At 37.4% G+C, this 1,442-nt stretch carries 2 protein-coding genes; both read right to left on the bottom strand.

The window, feature by feature from the left end:
* Positions 1–193: 193 nt before the first annotated feature.
* On the bottom strand, positions 194–562 hold the full coding sequence (locus Q0L68_RS05220; RefSeq protein ID WP_296700364.1) for a four helix bundle protein: 369 nt from the start codon (positions 560–562) through the stop codon (positions 194–196).
* A 155-nt stretch (positions 563–717) separates the two neighbouring features.
* Positions 718–1,442 (bottom strand): zinc dependent phospholipase C family protein (locus Q0L68_RS05215; protein WP_296700361.1); only part of this gene is annotated, 725 nt, incomplete at its 5' end.

Below are 1,442 nucleotides of genomic sequence, written 5' to 3'. Positions count from 1 at the left end.
GATTTCTTCTTTCTGTTCAGATTTGAGAGGTTTTCGAGTGACCCTTTTGGAGGAAAATGAGGAGGTATTTAAGGATACGTTTAGGAGAATTGGGAGGGCTATTAATACCTATTTAAATTCTAATGAATAATTGCAGTAGGCAGTTTCAGTGGGCAGTCGCAGAAATTGACTCAGTAACCTAAAAGTTTACTCATCACTTCATTGAACCAAATTTATGGGGGTTGAGAATCATAAAGTTAATTAGTTTGCCTACCTCTTCTGATTTTAGAATAAGTTCCAAATAGGTTTCATTATTTATGTATTCACAAGCATGAGCGAAGTCCAGCCAGACACTTGTCTCACTATTTTCCATATCAGCATCGCTAAGTTTTGATTTAAAATGAGCTGGATATATTCGTTTCCTGTAAGATTCGGCTATGCAGGCACAAACAGATCTGCTTGATCTTCTAATCTGATCTGTCAAAGAATATTTTTCTTCTTTTGGAAATTGCTTTGAAACTTGAAAAATGCTCATGGATAATTCAAATCCTTTTTTGAATGCTAAAAGTTGTTTGTAGTCCATTTGATTTAGATCTATTTTTTTTCGTATTCACTTAAGTTCTTACTATTGTTGCCCACCATTTGTATTACTACCTTTTGAGACTGACACACTGTTTACTGAGACTGTACACTATCTACTGAGCCTGCCCACTCCGACTGAAAACTACCTTCTGACTTTCAATGTTCCCTTACCTTCAATTCTTGCTTTCTCGTAAATTCTTCTTCCTCTAGCTTAACCAAATTCGAATTTCCTAATTCTGGCTGTCCGGCGTTGACCCATGCTGTGAACCAAAAATCGGCTATCATTTTGATGGAGTTTTTCATTTGCCGTTCTACTTGATGATCTAGCGCTTGCGCATAAGTTTCAGTAAATTCTTTTGAATAAACTCTTACAGTCAGACTGTTTCTTTCTTCAAAACTGTATTTCTGATCTTGGGAAAAATTGCTTGTTAAAATCTTTTCAAATTGTAAAACAGAGTCTACTTGAGAATGGGCTCTTCCCACTGCCTCCCAAATAGCTCTTTGGGGTTTTTCAACATATTCAGCCTTCCCAACCCAAAGTTGATAGTCTGAGGCTTGAAGTTCAGGGATTCGACTTTCCCAAAAACCGTGGATTCCTTCTTGTCCGGTTAGTTGTCCATTGTAATTCTTGGTAGTATGCAAGGGCACATTCAGATCAGCTAGATAATGACCAAGGTCAGCAGACAATTTTAAAATCGCATCAGTGTTTTTTTCTTCGAATGCTTTTGTGAGATTCAGGAAGGTCAAATAAGCAGACCATGGCCCGATTCCCTTGGACCTTAAACTGTCTTCAGAAAATTTTTCTACGGCATCAAACCAAAACTCAGGAAGAATTTCCGACCAATTTTCACCGTATTCATCCAGGTCGATGTAATGTTTTT

It is taken from the genome of Algoriphagus sp. (assembly GCF_024642405.1).
Lineage (GTDB): Bacteria > Bacteroidota > Bacteroidia > Cytophagales > Cyclobacteriaceae > Algoriphagus.
The sequence above is the reverse complement of the archived record's forward strand: the minus strand, read 5'-3'. Positions and strand labels throughout refer to the sequence as shown.